The organism is Paenibacillus graminis (assembly GCF_000758705.1).
Taxonomy (GTDB): Bacteria; Bacillota; Bacilli; order Paenibacillales; family Paenibacillaceae; genus Paenibacillus_AQ; species Paenibacillus_AQ graminis.
Map to the genome: position 1 here is coordinate 4,478,484 of NZ_CP009287.1, position 18,728 is coordinate 4,497,211.

15 protein-coding genes and 1 pseudogene are annotated in these 18,728 nt (G+C 52.1%); 4 read left to right on the forward strand and 12 right to left on the reverse strand.

Translation table 11 applies throughout. The features are described 5' to 3' along the window. Positions 1 to 17: 17 nt before the first annotated feature. Positions 18 to 1,877 carry an assimilatory sulfite reductase (NADPH) flavoprotein subunit gene (locus PGRAT_RS19190; protein WP_042268191.1) on the reverse strand — a complete coding sequence of 620 codons (1,860 nt, stop codon included), beginning with the start codon at positions 1,875 to 1,877 and terminating at the stop codon, positions 18 to 20. Positions 1,878 to 2,105: 228 nt separating this feature from the next. Further along, a complete protein-coding gene (locus PGRAT_RS19195) occupies positions 2,106 to 2,699 on the reverse strand; it encodes a TetR/AcrR family transcriptional regulator (RefSeq protein ID WP_025703813.1) in 594 nt (197 codons plus the stop codon). A 152-nt stretch (positions 2,700 to 2,851) separates the two neighbouring features. Here PGRAT_RS19195 and PGRAT_RS19200 point away from each other — a divergent pair, with 152 nt between their 5' ends. Then, complete coding sequence (locus PGRAT_RS19200) at positions 2,852 to 4,021, forward strand: alpha/beta hydrolase (RefSeq protein ID WP_025703812.1); 1,170 nt, start codon at positions 2,852 to 2,854, stop codon at positions 4,019 to 4,021. Between the two features lie 15 nt (positions 4,022 to 4,036). Here the strand turns inward: PGRAT_RS19200 and lspA are convergent, their stop codons facing one another. Continuing rightward, positions 4,037 to 4,495, reverse strand: a complete 459-nt coding sequence (lspA, locus tag PGRAT_RS19205) for a signal peptidase II (protein ID WP_025703811.1) — start codon at positions 4,493 to 4,495, stop codon at positions 4,037 to 4,039. Positions 4,496 to 4,698: 203 nt separating this feature from the next. Here lspA and PGRAT_RS19210 point away from each other — a divergent pair, with 203 nt between their 5' ends. Further along, entirely contained in the window at positions 4,699 to 5,403 is a 705-nt protein-coding gene (locus PGRAT_RS19210) for a DUF421 domain-containing protein (protein WP_025703810.1), read from the forward strand. Positions 5,404 to 5,655: 252 nt separating this feature from the next. Here the strand turns inward: PGRAT_RS19210 and PGRAT_RS19215 are convergent, their stop codons facing one another. The 7 genes and pseudogenes from PGRAT_RS19215 to PGRAT_RS19245 all read right to left on the reverse strand — a co-directional run bounded on the left by PGRAT_RS19215 (position 5,656) and on the right by PGRAT_RS19245 (position 15,109). Beyond that, the gene (locus PGRAT_RS19215) at positions 5,656 to 5,958 is read right to left on the reverse strand and encodes a hypothetical protein (RefSeq protein ID WP_042267052.1); all 303 of its coding nucleotides are present in this window, start codon (positions 5,956 to 5,958) and stop codon (positions 5,656 to 5,658) included. A gap of 41 nt (positions 5,959 to 5,999) precedes the next feature. Then, positions 6,000 to 7,560 (reverse strand): annotated as a pseudogene (locus PGRAT_RS31240) (IS1182 family transposase). A 274-nt stretch (positions 7,561 to 7,834) separates the two neighbouring features. Next, complete coding sequence (locus PGRAT_RS33880) at positions 7,835 to 8,191, reverse strand: hypothetical protein (RefSeq protein ID WP_042267054.1); 357 nt, start codon at positions 8,189 to 8,191, stop codon at positions 7,835 to 7,837. A gap of 555 nt (positions 8,192 to 8,746) precedes the next feature. Beyond that, positions 8,747 to 9,721: an aldo/keto reductase gene (locus PGRAT_RS19230; protein WP_025703374.1), complete on the reverse strand. Its 975-nt coding sequence runs from the start codon at positions 9,719 to 9,721 to the stop codon at positions 8,747 to 8,749. Between the two features lie 85 nt (positions 9,722 to 9,806). Further along, positions 9,807 to 13,061 (reverse strand): ATP-binding protein, encoded by a 3,255-nt coding sequence (locus PGRAT_RS31755; protein ID WP_025703373.1) that lies wholly within the window; start codon positions 13,059 to 13,061, stop codon positions 9,807 to 9,809. Then, positions 13,039 to 13,419: a response regulator transcription factor gene (locus tag PGRAT_RS19240; RefSeq protein WP_025703372.1), complete on the reverse strand. Its 381-nt coding sequence runs from the start codon at positions 13,417 to 13,419 to the stop codon at positions 13,039 to 13,041. The genes PGRAT_RS31755 and PGRAT_RS19240 overlap by 23 nt, the downstream gene beginning before the upstream one ends. A 49-nt stretch (positions 13,420 to 13,468) precedes the next feature. After that, positions 13,469 to 15,109, reverse strand: coding sequence for a GGDEF domain-containing response regulator (locus PGRAT_RS19245; RefSeq protein WP_025703371.1), 1,641 nt, complete (start codon positions 15,107 to 15,109; stop codon positions 13,469 to 13,471). Positions 15,110 to 15,342: 233 nt separating this feature from the next. On the opposite strand from PGRAT_RS19245, the gene PGRAT_RS19250 reads away from it, so the two are divergent. Both PGRAT_RS19250 and PGRAT_RS19255 read left to right on the forward strand, forming a co-directional pair. Beyond that, complete coding sequence (locus tag PGRAT_RS19250; RefSeq protein ID WP_025703370.1) at positions 15,343 to 15,612, forward strand: ACT domain-containing protein; 270 nt, start codon at positions 15,343 to 15,345, stop codon at positions 15,610 to 15,612. Between the two features lie 51 nt (positions 15,613 to 15,663). Further along, positions 15,664 to 17,019 (forward strand): PFL family protein, encoded by a 1,356-nt coding sequence (locus tag PGRAT_RS19255; RefSeq protein ID WP_244884092.1) that lies wholly within the window; start codon positions 15,664 to 15,666, stop codon positions 17,017 to 17,019. A 121-nt stretch (positions 17,020 to 17,140) separates the two neighbouring features. Here the strand turns inward: PGRAT_RS19255 and PGRAT_RS19260 are convergent, their stop codons facing one another. Together PGRAT_RS19260 and PGRAT_RS19265 are read right to left on the reverse strand one after the other, a co-directional pair. Next, complete coding sequence (locus tag PGRAT_RS19260; RefSeq protein WP_042268192.1) at positions 17,141 to 18,049, reverse strand: sigma-70 family RNA polymerase sigma factor; 909 nt, start codon at positions 18,047 to 18,049, stop codon at positions 17,141 to 17,143. Between the two features lie 71 nt (positions 18,050 to 18,120). After that, a complete protein-coding gene (locus PGRAT_RS19265) occupies positions 18,121 to 18,567 on the reverse strand; it encodes a carboxymuconolactone decarboxylase family protein (RefSeq protein WP_025707405.1) in 447 nt (148 codons plus the stop codon). Between the last annotated feature and the right edge of the window lie 161 nt (positions 18,568 to 18,728).

The following is an 18,728-nucleotide window of genomic DNA, read 5'->3' on the forward strand; positions in this document are numbered from 1 at the left end:
CTCACTGTTTGTTAATGCTAATACACATCGCGCTGGTAGCGCTGCTCCTGCTGCAGGTTGTCCAGATAGGCCGCTGCTGCTTCAGGGCTAAGTCCGCCCTCCTCTTGGATGACACTAATCAGCGCAGAGTGTACGTCATGAGCCATATGCTTCTCATCACCGCAGACATAGATATGGGCGCCTTCCTGAAGCCAGGCATACAGCTCATGGCTGTGCTCCAGTATGCGGTGCTGCACATATACCTTCTCTTCGGTATCCCGGGAAAAAGCCACTTCCAGCTTCGTCAGCACCCCGTCCTTGAGCATCCGCTGCCAGTCCGTCTGGTAGAGGAAGTCCGTCACGAAATGACGGTCGCCGTAGAACAGCCATGTCTTGCCTTCTGCACCCTGCTCTTCCCGCTCCTCCAGGAACGAACGGAACGGTGCAACTCCCGTGCCGGGTCCGATCATAATTACAGGCACATCGGGATTCGCCGGAAGCTTGAAATTCGGATTATTCTGAATATAAATCGGCAGCGTGTCTCCAGGCTGCACACGTTCGGCGCAGTGCACTGAGCAGACACCATAGCGTTCACGTCCATGGGATTCATAACGTACCGCGCGTACCGTGAAATGAACCTCATCGGGATTGGCATTATAACTGCTGGCTATAGAGTACAGTCTGGCCGGCAGCTTGCGCAGAATCGTTACAAAGCTGCGGGCCGGAACATCCCATGGCGAGAAGTCTTGAATCAGGTCCAGCAGATCGCGTCCCTGGATATATTCCTTAAGCTGCGGTGCCCGGTCCGGCAGCAGAAGCTCATGAAGACCTGCAGCTGTGGACAGCTTCGCTGCCTGTTCCAGCAGCGGTTTGGTCAGAACCGTAATTTCATAGTGGCGGAGGAGCGCTTCACGCAGCGGGCCCTCTTCGCCTTTTTTATTCAGGGGAACAGGTTCTTCGGAACCCCAGCCCATAGCGGCAATAATCTCATCTACCAGGCGGGGGTGATTCTCAGGGTAGACTCCCAGGGCGTCGCCCGGTTCGAAGGTTATGTTCGATCCTGCCAGCGACAGCTCCAGATGACGGGTTTCCCGGTCCGAGCCGCGGCCGTTCAGATTCAGATTCTCCAGGACTTCAGCCTGAAAAGGATGATTGCGTGAATAAGCCGATTGCAGCGATTCCGCATGTTCTGCCGCAAGCACGGCTTCTTCAGCAATAGCCGGAGCGCTTCCAGCACCGTTCAGAGCGGTAATCACTTGTTCCATCCACGCAGCAACCTGCTCGTCATAGTCCAGATCGCAGTCGACGCGCGGACTCAGACGGTGGCCGCCGAGTTCTTCCAGCTTCTGATCGAAGTCCTTGCCGGTCTGGCAAAAGAATTCATAAGAGGTATCCCCGAGTGCCAGCACTGAAAAGCGCAAATGCTCCAACCGCGGGGCTCTTTTACTATTGAGAAATTCATGAAAAGAACGTGCGTTATCCGGTGGTTCGCCCTCGCCATGAGTGCTGACCAGGATCAGCAGGTTCTCCACCTTCTTCAGCGTGTTGGGCTTAAAGCTGTTCATTGCAGACACTGTGATCCCGAACCCTTGCTCCTTCAGCTTGCCCGACAGGCTGGATGCAAGGCGCTGGCAGTTGCCGGTCTGTGATCCGAATAGCACGGTGACCTCACGGGAAATGGCTGGCTCTACCACACCGCCTGCGGCTGCCGTGCTTGCGGACGGGGCTGCAAGCACAGCGGGCGCTGCGGCGGAAACCGCTGCTGCCCCCTGCAGGGTCATTGCCGATATATAACCGCCAAGCCAAATTTGCTGTGTCTGCGTCAATGTCGGCAGAAGCCGGTTAAGAAGCTCAACCTGTTCCTCGTTAAAAGGACTGTTCGTAACTTGTAATTGCAACAATATCGACCTCTCCTCAGCATAAAAATCTTGCTTCCCTCTTAACATCATAAATTCAGGCTATCACAATTATTTGAAACGATCAACGAACCTCCAACCAGCCAAAATCAATCATTTAATCCAATAAATTCAATAAAACGCAGAAAAGCCGCTTAAATCAGAGTAAAAAGCTCTGATTTAACCAGCTTCATTATAATTTATGATAACTTCTATTAGATAAAATGATACTTAAATTTGCCCCGGAACCAGTCCAGAGACTTTAGCCGGGCCCATAGTCAGCAGCTGCACCAACTGTCCGGCCATGAACGCAGGCGAATATTTCATCCCGTTATCCAGCCACCACGTAATTGCCCCAAGATACAATGAGGACATCAGCTCTACAAATAAATCCTTCGAAATTAAGGGCTGATCCCGGAATCCTTCATCCAGCTTTTGCTTAAGCAGGCTTCCCAGATCGAAACGAAAGCTGTGAATTCCCCGTCCGCTGAGCATGATCTGATAAAAGAGTGCATCTTCAGCAACGGTTGCCAGTATCTTTTCCAAATTACGGGTTAAATCCCCGACGGCCAAAAGCCCCCCTTGCACATGAGCAGCAGGAGTAATGAGTGCCGTTACCTTGCCGGTAATTTCAGAGGTGATTTTCTCCAGAAGCTCATACTTATCCGTGTAATGCAGGTAAAAGGTAGAACGGTTTATTTTGGCGCGGCCGGCGATATCATTAATAGTCACGCTGTCAAACCCTTTTTCGGCGATTAAGCTAACCAGGGCATCCCGGATCAGCTTTTTCGTCTTCACTACACGCAAATCGGTTTCTCTAGACATATTCGTCCCCTCCGTCTATCATCTCCGCGATACACCACACTTGCAGCCGTATTGGCCCTTATCCGGCAAAAACCCAAGAATCAGTCATTGCGGCCAGCTTCTCAGAAAATTATAGTTCGTTATATCCGATAGAGAAAGCAGGCGATTGAAGTATGGCAGAGAGACAAAGATCTACAGCAGATTTTCCGGTAGGCTTTGATGAGGAGCTTCATCCGGAGTTCAGTATCAATTTTCAAATGAACCGGTTTTACAGCTGGACTAATGATTCGGAGATGCTTGAGGAATTGCGTTCAGCGGCCCCGGACATTCATAGTTACGCGGAGTTAATCGAAATTTATCTGAAGCTGGGACAGCAGGCAGTGGCGGCGGATAAAAAGCTCAAAGCTGCCAATTATCTGCGCGGTGCCGAATTTTATATGCCGGAGGACCATCCCTTGAAGCACACTTCCCGCCAGCAATTCATTGCTCTAGCAAGAACACATTATCATGTGGAAGACAAGCAGCATTTTGACATTTCCTATGGCAAAGGATTTCTCTCCGCCTACCGTTTCGCACCACAAGCACCGGCAAAGGGTTCTATCGTCCTGTTCGGCGGCTTTGACAGCTATATCGAAGAAATCTTATTGATGGCGCTTGTGTTCAAGGATGCGGGCTATGATGTGGTTTGCTTTGACGGGCCCGGACAAGGAGCTGCTTTGGAGGACTGGCATTTGCCGATGACCCATGAATGGGAGAAGCCGGTAACAACGGTGTTGGATTTTTTCAACTTAAAAGAGGTGACCCTGATCGGCTTATCACTCGGCGGCTGTCTGGCCCTGCGGGCTGCAGCATATGAAAATAACAGGATCAAACGGGTGGTGGCGGATGATATATGTGCAGACTTTTACAAAGTTCTATTAAGACAGACGGGGCCCCTGGAAGACAGCATCAGCACTCTGATGGTACAAGAAAATGAAGCGGAAATCAATGCGCTCTTCAGCCGTTTAATGAAACAGAATTTAATGCTGGAATGGGGCATCCGGCAGGGGATGCATGTAACCGGAAGCCAGACACCCTATGGATTTCTGAAGCAATCGATGCTCTATACTACAGCGGAGATTTCTCCGCTTCTCTCACAGGATGTTCTTCTTCTGGCGGGGCAGGAGGATCATTACATCCCCCTTGTTCAGTTTGGCGAGCAGATCAGCTCCCTCACCTCTGTACGGTCACTGGCCACCCGTTTGTTCACGCGTAAGGAGCAGGCCCAGAACCACTGTCACGTAGGAAATATCGGTCTTTCCATTAATGTGATTCTGAACTGGCTGCAGCAACTGGAGGAGTGAGTCGTACCTTGCTCTTTATCTTTTGGTCATAACCCGCTTGAGCGGTTCTTTCAGCAGGTGAACTACTACCAGCAGACCTCCGGCGTTGATCGCCAGGTCTGCGAGATTCAGGATGCCTCCCCGGCTGCCGAAGACCAGAAAATCGGTCACCTGGTGGTAAATAACCCGGTCAATGGCGTTGCCGGCAGCCCCGCCGGCCAGGAACCCCGTGGCCGCTTCCAGAATGGGGCCGCGAAGTTCCCCCTTGCGTCTGTAATAAAATATTCCAGCAACAAAGAGCACAGCGATGATGGCAAAATATTTGCCATAACCCTGAAATGAGCTGAATGCTGCCCCGCTGTTCTCATAATATGTAAATTGCAAGTGTCCGCTCCACACCTGAATGGTCTCCCCAAGCTGCATATTGGAGCGTACCCCCCACTTGGCAGCCTGGTCTACGATTACAACCAAGATGGTTATCAGATAAAATAGCATCACAGCCGCCCCCCTCTTCATCCGGAAAAATGAACAAGCCTATGGATTCTAAACACAGCTTATCACATTACAGCCTCTGGAATCATCCCTCTGTCCCCTCACTTCCCACACTTCCCTTCCACCAGCCAGATCCTTCATGTTACAGCGGATAGTGCATGGGTTAAACATTCTTAAGTTAACAAATGATTCTGGAGGATGATTCCATGGATTATGTGTCTGTACTGGTGAAGCTTACAGCCGGATTTGTCGGGTTATGGGCTATGGCAAGATTATTGGGCAAAAAGGAAATTTCCGCACTAACCCCTTTCGATTTTATCTCGGCCGTAATTCTTGGCGATTTGGTAGGGAATACCATCTATGAGCCGGATAAATCTGTACTGCTGCTGTTGTTTGCGCTGGCTGTCTGGACGGTGCTTTCCATTATATTTGAAAAGATTACCCAGCGGGTGCGCAAGCTGCGCAAACCGCTGGAGGGAGAGCCGGAGATCCTTATCCGGGACGGGAAGATCGACCTCGCCAAGCTGCGCAAAAATAATCTTGACTTCGAGCAGCTGCGGATGATGCTGCGTGCGAAGGATACGTTCTCGATGAATGAGGTGGCATATGCCATCTATGAAACCAACGGATCACTGAGCATCCTTAAGAAGCCGCAATTCGAGCCTGCCACGCGGGAGGAGCTGGACATCAAACCGCAGCACACCCGGCTGCCCCGCAGTCTGGTGGAATCCGGTGTGGTGCAGCAGGCCACGCTGGCCAGTCTGGGGTACGACGAGACCTGGCTGCGCAGGAAGCTTCAGGAGGAAGGTCACCCGGATCTTGATTCTGTAGCTTATGCGGAAATCAACGAAGAGGGGGAGCTGGCAATCATCCCTTCAACCTTGCAGCATGCGAAACCAGGTGAATATTAAGCCCGGGAATAAAACACCGCATCATGGCGGATTGAAACCAACTAGGAGCTTACAACCGTAGGGATTCACCACCATTCCAAAATCAATGGGGGCACGCTGGAGGCCCGGATTGTTGTACCATTGGCAAGATTAGCGTCTTGTGACTTGCATAGAGCTCACTTTGTTGCACAAGAGCAAGATTAGCATCTTTTGGGTTGCTTTTGGGTTGCTTTGAGCTCAAATTGCCTTCCCTAGCTCTCTACCCGCCCTATCTTACGACATAAATTCCCTGCACAAAGGCATACCTGCCTTCGGCCCTTCAACAACGGCATTTCTGCCGTTGTTTCCAGGCTTACCTGCCTTCGGCCCCTCAACAACGGCATTTCTGCCGTTGTTTCCGGTCATACCTGCCTTCGGCTCTTCATCAACGGCATTTCTGCCGTTGTTTCCAGGCTTACCTGCCTTCGGCCCCTCAACAACGGCATTTCTGCCGTTGTTTCCAGGCTTACCTGCCTTCGGTCCTTCAGGGGCTGTCCCAAAAGTAGATTTTCTATGAAGGGGGACAGTTCTCTTCATTCTTAAAACCACAAAAAGTGAGCAGAGCAGCGATTCTCCCGTTACTGGAGAATCGCTGCTCTGCGTTCTTGGTCATTGGCTGCTTGCTTTAGCAGATTATGGGCGAGGGAAAGCCACCCGACTTCGAGGGTCACTTTTTCCATCCCTCGAAGCAGAAATCGCCGGAAGCCCCGGTTGTTCTTCAGTTGTCCAAACACACTCTCCGGTTCTGTCATCCGGCGCACGGCCAAATCGTAACCTTCTTCACTCCGTAGAATCTCCCGAGCCTGACTTTGGTACCGCAGCCGTTCCAAACTGACGACCACTTCCCGATTTCCCGTCGTTTTTGTACAACGTTCCTTCAGTAGGCAACCAGCGCAACTTGGGCTACGGTAATGACGTTTTCTGATTTTATATCCGCTCTCCAACGTTTCCTTGCTTTCTTTGCGGAAATGCAACGTTTGTCCGGCTGGGCATGTCCATGTATCCCCGGCTTCGTCGTACGTCCAGTTCTCAATCTTTCCGATACTCTCTTTCCAGGCTTTGCTCTTTTCTTTGTGGTAGCTCCCGTATTTGACCACGGCCTTCACGTGTTCGTTTTCCAAATACGCATAGTTCTCTTCACTGCCGTAGCCTGCATCCGCAATCACCGCCCTCGGAAGCTTCCCCAGGATCTGTCTTGCTTTTTCCAAATGTGGCTGCAAGCAGCGGGTATCGGTGGGTCTTTGGTGTAGACTGTAGGCCAAAATAAACTGGTTTTCGGTCCCAATCTGTACATTGTAGCCCGGTTTGAGTTGACCATTTCGCATGTGATCTTCCTTCATCCGCATGAAGGTGGCATCCGGGTCCGTCTTACTGAAGCTGTTTCGGTCCCCGAGCAGGGTTTGGTATTGCTCATATTTCAGCAGTCTGGGCAGCAGATCCTTGCGGAGCTGCCGAACGGCTTTTTTCAGTGGTTTGTCCTTAGGCTTGTCCAGCAGTTGCGACTCTAGCTCCCGGGTCATTTGTTCAAGTTTCTCACTACTCATCTCGGTGGGCTCACCTAGTTCGCTCAGGTCTTGGCCGCGGTGTTCCTGTTCTTCTTGTTCCTCCGCAGCCTCAATGTCGGCAAACAATGTATGTACCTTTTCTTGCAGCTTGGACTTATGTTTACTAACGGCTTTCCCCCAAACAAAGGTGTAGCGATTGGCATTGGCCTCGATCTTGGTACCATCCACAAAGTAATGCTCCAGAGACACGTATTTTTCGTCAGCCAGAAACTGAAGCACGGCTGTAAATACCGTTTCAAGGACATTCCTCATTCGCTGGGAACGGAAGCGATTCAGCGTGCGAAAGTTGGGGCGTTGCCGTCCGGCGATCCACATAAAGGGAATGTTCTCCCGTACTGCTTTGGCGATTTGACGAGAGGAATACATTCGCTGGGCGTAAGCGTAGATAATGACTTTGGTGAGCATCTTAGGGTGATAGCTGTCGCGGCCGCCGCCGGGGTAAGCCGCGTCAAAGATGGCGTCGTCTAGCCGATTTATAGCGGCATTCACGACACGAACGAGGTGGTTTTCTGGAAATATCTTCTTCTAAATCCATTGGCAGGTAAAGTTGGTCCATGGTATATTGAATGTACAAAGAAATCGCTCCTTTTGAGATGGTTGGTGGTACTTCCATTTTACCAAAAGGGCGATTTCTTTTGTGATTTAAGAGAAGAATTTAGAAACTTTTCCCGCTTAAACAGCGGAGAGGACGGACTGATTGTGGAAAAGCGGAAGCGTTCGCCTTGGTCTCCGGATTTTCACCGCTAAGGGGAATAAAAAAAATCTGGAGAGCACAGCGATTGGAACAACGGTCTGTTCGCGCAGCGTCCACCCAAGTACTCACGTTGATCCTACTTAAAAACAGAGGGCTATCCCAAGCGCCATTTCATGGCTTTTGGGACAGCCCCTTCCAGGCTTACCTGCCTTCGGCCACTCAACAAAGGCATTTCTGCCGTTGTTTCCAGGCTTACCTGCCTTCGGTCCTTCAACAACGGCATTTCTGCCGTTGTTTCAGGCTTACCTGCCTTCGGCCACTCAACAAAGGCATTTCTGCCGTTGTTTCCGGTCATACCTGCCCTCGGCACTTCAACAACGGCATTTCTGCCGTTGTTTCCGGTCATACCTGCCTTCGGCTCTTCAACAACGGCATTTCTGCCGTTGTTTCCAGGCTTACCTGCCTTCGGCCCTTCAACAACGGCGTTTCTCTGCCGTTGTTTCCGGTCCACATCCGGCCTTTAAAAAGCCCCTAACTTCTTACACCCTTTATCCACAACAGAAAAAACCCACCATTTCCTAATCTACCAAAAAACGCGAGTGTCTCCCGCAGGATACACTCGCGTTGTCCGCCCGCCGCATGTTTCTGCGGCAGGCATTGCCTTGCCTACATTGTCAAGCCGGAACGTTTACAAGGCGTCTTCTTGCCTTACTTCCGCCGGAACGCTTACCCCCGGCCTCTTGCCCTGCTTCCGCCGGAACGCTTACCAACCGGCCTTTTTGCCCTGCTTCCGCCGGAACGCTTACCCCCGGCCTCTTGCCCTGCTTCCGCCGGAACGCTTACCACCCGGCCTCTCGCCCTGCTTCCGCCGGAACGCTTACCAACCGGCCTCTTGCCCTGCTTCCGCCGGAACGCTTACCACCCGGCCTCTCGCCCTGCTTCCGCCGGAACGCTTACCCCCGGCCTCTTGCCCTGCTTCCGCCGGAACGCTTACCAACCGGCCTCTTGCCCTGCTTCCGCCGGAACGCTTACCAACCGGCCTCTCGCCCTGCTTCCGCCGGAACGCTTACCAGGCGTAAGCCTCCGGTGCCGGGCGGCCCGGTCCCGGGAAAATCTCGTCCAGCTTCTTCAGCGCATCCGCTTCGAGCACGATCTCGGTCACTCTCAGCGAGTCCTCGAACTGTTCGAGCGTCCGCGGCCCGATAATCGGCGCGGTCACCGCCGGATTGGCCAGCACCCAGGCCAGCGCCACCTGGTCTTCATGCTCCCCGAGCTCCTTGCAGAGCGCGGAGAACTGCTCCAGCTGGCTGCGGTGCTGCTCCAGCTTGGCCGAGCGGGCGCTGCGCACGCCGGTCTTGGACAGCGCATTGCGTCCCAGCAGGCCGCCGGCCAGCGGACTCCAAGGAATGACTCCCAGGCCCAGCTCCTGCGAAGCCGGAAGGACCTCCAGTTCCGGTGTCCGTTCCAGCAGGTTGTACAGATGCTGCTCGGAGACAAGCCCGAGGAAATGGCGTTCCTTGGCCTTAGCCTGGGCGGAGGCAATATGCCAGCCCGCAAAATTGCTGGACCCGATGTAATCGGCTTTGCCCTGGGAAACCAGAATTTCAAAAGCCCCCCACAGCTCATCCCAGGAAACATTGCGGTCAATATGATGCATCTGGTACAGTTCAATATGGTCGGTCTGCAGGCGTTTCAGCGAGCCTTCAAAATGCCGTCTGATCTTGTATGCGGACAAACCGGGGCCTGAATTGGGGCCGTCCTGCTCGTCGAACATATCATTGTATACCTTGGTCGCCAGCACGACCTTCTCCCGCCGGCCGCCGCCCTGCTGAAACCAGCGGCCGATAATTTCTTCGGTCCAGCCGCGCCGGTCATTACCGCCATACACGTTGGCGGTATCAAAAAAGTTGATGCCCGCATCCAAGGCGGCATCCATAATCTGGAATGCTTCTTTCTCCTCAGTCTCCGGACCAAAATTCATCGTCCCCAAGCATAATTGGCTGACCTTCAAACCGGATTTTCCCAAATAACTGTACTTCATCCGCAATTCCTCCCTTTCATTCCTGAGTGGTTGTTTGCTTCGATTCCACTATATACCTTAGAGTCCACTGTAAGGCAAGCCCTGTTTACAAGTCATTATCGGGAAAAAGTACTTCCCCCGACTTCAGCTTGATTTCTACAATTTCCTGCAGTGTATTCGACAGCTCACCCGGAGGATAAGGTTTGGTCAGATAAGTCTTCACGTTTTCAAGCAGGCTTTTATCCGTTTGGTCCAGTGCCGAGGAGATCACAATCGGAACCTTCTCCGTCCGGGGATCATTTTTGAGCATACGGATCAGATCCCACCCGTCCAGCTCCACACCCAGCATCAGATCTACGACAATGGCCACAAAAGGCGTCTTTAGCGCCTGGTCGAATGCTTTTTGCGGATGGTAATGATGGGTGACCCGGAAGCCTTTGCCCTTCAGCTCTTCCGAGAGCAGCAGCGACAGGCTGTAATCATCCTCCACAATCATCACACTCGGCTTCTCTTCCTTGTCCGCACCCCACTTGGACATTTCCTCCACAGGCCTGCTGTCTTCCGCAAGCTGTACAGGGAGGCTGAACCATACGGTAGTACCTTCACCCTCCACCGAATCAATGCCGATGGTCCCCTTGTGCTTTTCAATAATTTCCTTGCAGATGGCGAGACCGAGCCCGGTTCCCCCAATCCGCTTGGAGGCGCTGTTGTCCACTCTTCTGAATTTCTGGAACAGCTGGCCAATCTGATTCTTGGGGATTCCCAGCCCCTGATCCTGAATCTGTACCAGAATCCGGCCCGGCTCATTGTGGAGCATCACCTTGACTTCATGGCTTCCCGGTGAGAATTTGATGGCATTGCTGAGCAGATTGGTGAGCACCTGGACTATTTTGTCCTTGTCCACAGACACTTCATCAAGCACTGCCTCGTCTTCAAAAAGGATATGATGGGTGCTGCTGAGCTTATACTGGTCAATCACGCCGAGCACAATTTCGCTGAGATGGGCCGGTTCCACATTATACTGCTGTGTACCTGACTCCATTCTCTGCAGATCCAGAAAATCATTGATCAGCTCCGTCAGGCGTTTGGCTTCCTTGTGAATCGTCTCCAGATACTTCAGCTGCTTCTCCGGCTTCATGGTTTTGGACAGCAGCAGCTCCGTGAAACCAAGAACACTCGACAGCGGTGTCCGCAATTCATGGCTGACCGTGCTGACCAGCTCTGACTTCATCACATCAAGCTCGTATTCACGGGTAATATCGCGGTGTACGAACAACGTGCCGATCCGTTCCTCACGCCGCAGCACAGGAATGGCATAGACGTCCACATGCTGAATCTCTTCCTTGCCCAGCGAGTATTTCATTGTACTGGAATCCATCGCTGTTTCAGCCATCGCATTCTCATAGAAGCTGCGCAGTTCCGCCGATTCATTGGACTTGCCGGTGAACGCATCCAGCCAATCCTCCGCAGGAATAAGCGAGCCTTCGGTCCATTCGTAGTGGAACAACTGGCTAAGAGCCTTGTTGATATGCTGCATGACGCCTTCGGTATTGACGAACTGGATTCCCTCATTGACATTGTTGACGATATCCTGGTTCAGCTTGCGCCCGTGTTCGATTTCTTCGTACATCATGATCCGCTCAATGGCCAGCGCCACCCGGCTCACAAGGCCCTGAATTTCGCTGATCTCCTCTTCGGTGAAGGGATGGCCGATCCGGCTGCCGCAGAATACCGCCAGTATCTCGCCGCTTCCGCCCACAACAGAAGTATAGTAGTCGTAGCAAACAACTTCATCAGGTGAAATGCCCTGTTCCCGCGGCGAACCTGTTCTTTTGACAATATAGGATTTATCCTCTTGCAGGCGATGCAGCATATCAAGATGGTTATGATCAAGGTACTGCTCCACCTTCTCCTGCGGCACACCTTTGACAATGGCGATTTTGTCCTTGACGAGAAAAAAGAGGCTGGAATCAAACGCATAAATCTGGTTCATGAACCTGCTGAATTTCTCGGCGAATTCCTGCTTGTCCAGTGTATAAGTAAGCTCATGATTCAACTGGTTATAGCGTTCAAGCATCACTGTGGTCTGCTCCGTATTCTGGAGCGTAACCGCCAGCTGCTGCTGTACACTTTTGAGGGAAGTGATATTGTTCGCAATCAGGATATACTGGTAGACCCTGCCTTCATCATTCAAATATGGCATAACCGTCATATGAAGCCACACGGACGCCGAACCATCCTTCACCAGAGTCTCCACTTCTCCGCTCCAGATCCCGCCGGTCGATAGTTTGTTGAAGATCTGCTCAAGCTGGGAATCGGTAATATTAAGCAGTTCCAATAACCGGAAAGGATAACCTAGCATTTCGGAATGGCTGTAACCTGTATATTTGCTCAGATTGTCGTTGGCGTAAGTGAACAGTCCTTTATCCGACAAAATACCGACGGCTGAGGTCTGATTGAGCGCCTTCATGATGCTTTCAATTTCAATCAGAGAGCGCTCCAGCTTGAACTGCTGGTCCTGAAGCTCATCCTGCTGAGCCTGCAGCTCTTCGTTCTGCATCGTCAGCTCTTCTTCCTTGTCCTGGATGCTGTGGGCCATATTCAGAAATGCCTCATACAAGCGTCCGATCTCATCCTGCTTATGCAGTCTGCCGAGCAGAACCGCCTCACCCGCCGCAAGCGAATGGGTAGCCTCCTCCAGCCGGACAATCGGATCAATCAGTACTTTCAGCATCCGCCAGATCATCAGTGTGAAAAAGAGGAGCAAAAAAGCGCTGATGCCAAAAGCGGCGACGGTATAGCCGTCGGCCTTCCGGATCGAACGGTCCGCCATCTCACTTAATTGCTTATCAGAGTTGTCCTTGAAGGCCTTGGTATAGGCGAGAAAATCATTCAAAGCCTGCGTGCTGCCGCTCTGCGAAAGGGTCCGGATTCCCTCATAATCATCACTTTCAACCAATTGAATCGCCTTTGGCAGCGTCTTGCTTTTGTAGTTAGTATAAAATGTTGACAGCGCATCCCGGTATTCCGCCTCCTCCGGCGACAAATTCAGCGTGGCGTATTGATCCAGAATGCCGTCCAGATTCTCAAGCGCTGTATTCAGCAGAGTCAGCTCATTGCTGTTCTTCAGGGCAACATAACCTCTGGCCCGGAAAAACACCTCGTTCAGCGCACCGGCCAGCGCGTCTATGGTATTTGCTTTGGTCTGCAAGACCTCCCGCTCCGCCCTCAGCCTGCTTTGCTGCGAGTTAATATAGAAGAAGAGGATGGTCACTGTCACGACCAGGAGCAGAAATAATAAGGTAATGATACGGTAATATTTCGTTTTGATGCTGCGGTTAGAGAGTATCGCTGTTCTCATTTAGAATGCCCTCCACAATTTGCAGGAGTTCCATAGGGCTGAACGGCTTGGGCATAAAAAACCGCGCTCCGGCTTCCCGGGCTTTACTGCGGTCGTTCTCCTGAGCCTTGGCGGTCAGCATCATGATGGGCATGGCGTTTTTTTGTTCTGCGTCCAGCGCCTCCAGCACTTCAATTCCGGTCATCTCGGGCATCATATAATCCAGAATGACCAGATCATACAGCTGCTCTGACAGCTTGGTAAGTGCCTCGGCACCGTTCTCGGCTGTATGAATCTCCACATGCTCCAGGTCCTCCAGCGTGTCTTCAATCAGCATCCGCAGAACCTCTTCATCATCCACTATAAGTACTTTTTGCATTTCTGCTTCTCACCTTTCTGCTCCTCTTGATGACGTGCAATTTTCTGTATCAGAACAGAAATCTGTGTGCCAGCCGCTCTATTCTGCTCAGCAGTTCCGGCAGATGAAAAGGCTTCACCACGTAATCGTCAGCCCCCGTCTGCAAGGCATGGATGATGTCGCGCTGGTTATTCCGTCCGGTCAGCATAATCACTAGAATATTCACTTCCGGGTAGCTGCTGCGAATCCGCTCCAGGACCTCCAGCCCGTCCAGCTCCGGCATGATGCCATCAAGCAAAATAATATATTTGCCGCCTTGCGCATACCAGTCCGATTCCAGAAACTGCGGGCCGCCTGCATAGCTGCTGACCTTCACATGGCCAATGCCCGCCGGTTCCCAGGCTGCAAAATGATGGGTCACAATCCGGCGGATCAGAGCGTCGTCATCTACGACAATCACATTCAGCAGCGATTCTTCTAAGCCTGTGCCGAGCTGCTTGGTATACAGGGTGGTCCGGTTCCTTCCTTCAGCCTTGCTGGCATATAACGCCTGGTCTGCTTCCCCGATCAGCCGGTCCGGTTCATGAAGTTCTTCGCGGACCTCCGTAATGCCGGCTGAGAAAGTAACATGAAACTGCTCCTTTTTGGCGGTAAAACTTCTTGCGGCAAGCTCATGCTGAATCCGCTGCACCACCAGAAGCGCTGAAGCCGAATCCGTATTCGGCATAAATAAGGCAAATTCTTCTCCGCCGAACCGGCAGAAGGTATCTTCTACACGTATGGAACGGCGCACCACCTCGGAAAAGGCCTGAAGCACTTCATCGCCGACCAGGTGGCCATAACTGTCATTCACATGCTTGAAATGATCCAGATCCATCAGCGCCACCGAAAAAATCCGGCCGGTCCGCCGGAAATCGGAGACAAGCTGCTTCATCGTCTGATTGAAGTACTTGCGGTTGAACGCACCGGTCAGCTCATCCACAATAACCGATTCCTGCCACTCCCGCTTCAGCTCAAAACGGTTCTTGATCAGCACCAGGAACAGGTCGATGTCCAGCGGCTTCGCCAGATAGTCCATCACACCGAGCGAATAGGCGTACATTTGAATATCCTTGGAATGCTCGCCGCTGACGATGATGATGGGAATCCGTTCTTTTTTGGCCTTGCCGATGATTTGCCTCAGCACATCAATTCCACTCTGGTCCGGAAGCAGAATATCCAGCAGGATCAGATCCGGCTTGCTCTCATAAAATATCTTCAGTCCGCGCTCGGCGGACAAGGCGATGCTGACATAATAGGACTGCTTTTCTAGAGATTCGCGTAAAAAAGCCACCAGCTCAACATCATCATCAATGATCAGAATCTCATGCTGGTGGTGAATGCCGTGTAAGGGATCCGTTTCCGGCGGATGAGAACCGTGCAGCATCGGATGTGCTGCATCTTGTTCATCGTCAAAAAGCTCCAAAAGCGGGTATAAGTAATCCCCCCATTCCGCTTCCGTCCAGCTTCGTTGGACATCCTCCGAGAAATACAGCATGATGCTGCCCGCCTGCTTCTCGACCTTGACGAGTCCCACAGTTCCGGCGGTACCCTTTAGATTATGCAGGAAACGGTAAATATCTTTTTCGTTAACAAATTCCTGTGAAGACCAATTGTGGAGCGTTTGTCTGGTACGCTGCTCGACCAGCTCTTTGTATTTTCTCGTTGTCATTATTTCTCCTTCAAGCCGCTAATATAAACAAGTTACTTAATCATAGCTTCTCAGCCCTGTCAACTGTATTCTATGAAAAAAGGGGCTTAAGATCAAATCTATGAAGATATGGACAAAAAAACTTCGGTTGTAGAGTTGCCGTTCCTTTGCCATAATGATTGAAATGGTTCATTCCGTTAAAGCGGCGGATGGACAAAGCACCAGATAAATCAGTATAAATAGGAGGCTTTACATTGAAGGGGATTATCACAGTACTGGGAAAAGACAAAGTCGGTATTATTGCCAAGGTCTGCACCTATCTCGCAGGCCACAATTTGAACATTCTGGACATCTCACAGACCATCATACAGGATTACTTCAACATGATGATGATCGTGGATATTTCCGCACCCAGCAAATCCTTTGAGGAGATTGTGGAGGATCTGCAGCAGGTGGGTGAAGAGATCGGCGTGGAAATCAAGCTTCAGCATGAGGATATCTTCAATATTATGCATCGGATTTAAACCATTAAAAATTAAGATATGGCAAAAATAAATGAAGGAGTTAAACCTATGATTTCAATTGTGGAAGTACAGGAAACGAATAAAATGATCCGGGAAATGAACCTGGATGTCCGTACCATTACGATGGGAATCAGCCTGATGGACTGTGCCCACGCAGATATGCGTGTGTTCAATCAGAATGTGTATGATAAAATCACCCGCTCCGCCGAGAAGCTGGTCAAAACCGGCGAAGATCTGGAGCGGCAATTCGGTGTGCCGATCGTCAACAAACGGATATCGGTTACCCCGATCTCCATTGCCGCCGGAGCGGTCCACACCGATACCTACGTGCCGGTTGCCGAAGTTCTGGACAAGGCAGCCAAGGAGGTCGGTGTGAACTTCATCGGCGGCTTCTCGGCGCTGGTGCAGAAGGGCTGCACCACAGGCGACCGGATTCTGATCGAGAGCATTCCTGAAGCGCTGGCCGTAACAGAAAGAGTATGTTCTTCTGTCAATGTCGGCTCCTCGCGCAGCGGAATCAACATGGATGCTGTGAAGCTGATGGGCGATATCATCCTTCAGACCGCAGAGCGCACCAAAGAGCGCGACTCCATCGGCTGCGCCAAACTGGTGGTTTTCTGCAATGCCGTGGAGGACAACCCGTTCATGGCCGGTGCGTTTCACGGAGTCGGTGAACGCGAATGTGTGATCAACGTGGGCGTCAGCGGTCCCGGTGTTATTAAGCGGGCGCTGGAGGAAGTAAAGGGGCATGATTTCGAGACTCTTTGCGAGACGATCAAGCGGACCGCCTTCAAGGTTACCCGCGTGGGCCAGCTGGTTGCCCAGGAAGCTTCCAAACGGCTGGGCGTGCCTTTTGGCATTATCGATCTGTCTCTGGCGCCAACCCCGCTGATCGGGGATTCCATCGCCGAGATCTTTCAGGTGATGGGGCTGGAAGAAGCCGGGGCACCCGGCACAACTGCCGCACTTGCTATTCTTAACGACAATGTCAAAAAAGGCGGCGTTATGGCTTCATCCTACGTTGGCGGACTCAGCGGCGCTTTTATCCCGGTCAGCGAAGACCACGGCATGATTCAGGCGGTGCAGCGCGGGGCGCTGACACTGGAGAAGCTGGAAGCGATGACCTGTGTCTGCTCGGTAGGCCTGGATATGATTGCTATTCCCGGCAGCACCAGCAAAGAAACCATCGCCGGCATCATCGCCGACGAAGCCGCCATCGGCATGGTCAACAACAAGACCACCGCAGTCCGCGTAATTCCGGTTATCGGTAAGGAAGTCGGCGAAATGGTGGAGTTCGGCGGTCTGCTCGGCTATGCGCCGGTGATGGCCGTGAACAAGTTTGACTGCTCCGGGTTCGTTAACCGGGGCGGACGTATTCCGGCTCCGATCCACAGCTTTAAGAACTAGACTTATGAAGAAGCGCCGCCTGCCCGGCAACGGGGAGACGGCGCTTTTGTTGTGTATTATAGATACCGGAGACCTAGCTCCTGAAAAGGAGCTGAATGTTCCAAAGGCGGGGCCGCAAGGGTCAGTTCGCCACATGCTTCAGCTTGCCGGGAGCCATAACCAGGTACAGCTCCTGAATCTGCTCCCCGCTTTTGTCCAGTGTTAGACAGAGCACCGCTCGGACCTCTCCTTGCTGCTTGAACACAAGATTCGGCTCGCCGTTGATGCTGACGACCGCGCCCTCCCACTCACGCATCCGCTGGAGTACTCTCCGCGAAGTCAGCAGTGCCAGCACGCCTTTGCGTCCCACCATAGGTCTAAGAATCGTATGCACTTCCTGCCCGCCCCCGTCACCGACAAGCACAGGCTGTTCAGCCAGCAGCGCAAGCATTCCGCCAACATCATAAGCGGCAAAAGCGGCGGTGAACCGTTGCAGCAGCTTTTCTCTTGAAGCGGGGTTCCCCTCCCCTGATGCCGCTGGCGGCAACTGCTCCGATTGCAGCGTGCGTTTGGCCCGGCTGAAAATTTGCCGGCAGTTGCTCTCAGACTTGCCAACCATCTCCGCTATAGCATCATATTCGTACTGAAAAGCCTCTCTCAGCACAAACACCGCTCTTTCCGTGGGAGACAGCCGCTCCAGCAGCACCAGAAAAGCATATGACAGCGTATCCTTCCGCTCCGCTGACGCTTCCGGCCCGTCGTAAGCCTCGCTTACAGGCTCGGGCAGCCATTCTCCAATATAAGTCTCTCTGCGGCTGCGCGCAGAGCTGAGAATATTCAGGCAGCGGTTGGTAATCCCCTTAGCCACGTAAGCCTTCATATTGAGAATACCGCTGAGCTCCCTCTGCTGCAGCCCGGCAAAACAGTCCTGCACGGCATCCTCCGCATCAGCCACAGTTCCCAGCATTCTGTAAGCAATCGAGAAGGCATAACGATTATAGCTGCGGTAGATTTCCTCCACCGTGAGATCTTCCACTGTCTGTGGAGTCATGCTGCCAGCCTTGCTGTCCCGGTCCTTCACTGCTGTCCCTCCTGTGCTTCTAACCTAAATTCTGTTGTGGATCAGTTAAAACAACCCGGATACATTCCGGTAGAGATCGCGATGCGGTTCCAGTTGTTGATAGTATTGATGACCATAATCCAGTCCACGAACTCCTCCTGGCTGATATGCTCCATAACCTTGTCATACAACGCCGCAGGAACCCCAGCTTGACTAATAAGGGTTACTGTCTCGGCAAGTTCAAGCAGTGCTTTTTCCTTTTCCGTAAACAACGGCACCTCATGCCATGCACTGAGCAGCAAAATATGGTCCGCATAATCGCCCAGCTTCATCAGGTCCTTCGCATGCATATCCAGGCAGAAGGCACAGCCGTTGATCTGGGAGACGCGTATTTTCACTAACTCATATAATACCTTATCCTTGATTCGTCCGCCTCCATACTGCTCCAGTGTCATCATTGTCCGGAAAGCCTGCTCATTTACCGCTCTGTAATTAAATCTTAAACTCATTCTAATCGCCTCCATTATGTGTGTACATACTGAAGACAATGTACCTTGCGGATTTGTGACAAAGACCTCAAAAGCAGAACAAAACGGCTACGCCGCCCTTCACTGGATAACGTAGCTGTCTTGGATTTCAATTTAGCGTTGCCTGGAGGACCTTTCATGAA